This is a genomic window from Bradyrhizobium sp. TM233 (assembly GCF_036247965.1).
GTDB classification, from domain to species: Bacteria; Pseudomonadota; Alphaproteobacteria; order Rhizobiales; family Xanthobacteraceae; genus Bradyrhizobium; species Bradyrhizobium ottawaense.
Genome location: NZ_BTIG01000227.1, coordinates 1 through 278 on the forward strand (window position 1 = coordinate 1; position 278 = coordinate 278).

The 278-nt window shown below is 42.1% G+C and carries 1 protein-coding gene; it reads right to left on the reverse strand.

Translation table 11 applies throughout. From position 1 onward, the window contains the following. Positions 1 to 243, reverse strand: a 243-nt coding sequence (locus AABA86_RS34270; protein ID WP_338309889.1) for a hypothetical protein, incomplete at its 3' end; no start/stop codon positions are given. Positions 244 to 278 lie beyond the last annotated feature (35 nt).

Here is a 278-nt window from a genome sequence, read left to right on the forward strand (position 1 = left end):
CCCGCTCTGACTACTAGAAACTTCAGATAAGGCTGCCAATTTCGCACCGAGACTCCTCTTCTTCTTTCTTCTTCCCTTTTCTCTACCATTTTTAACAACGAGACTGCCCAACTGGGATGGTTTCATTGAATCAGAGCTTTGAACTGTTGTGGAAGAAGACAATACTCTTTCACTTTGAGCATCCAATAAATTACCAGTCTGTTGTTTCTGATTTTCAGAACTCTGCCTCAAATCCTGAGACAAGGAATATCTGCCACAAGAGGCCTCCATTAGATGAT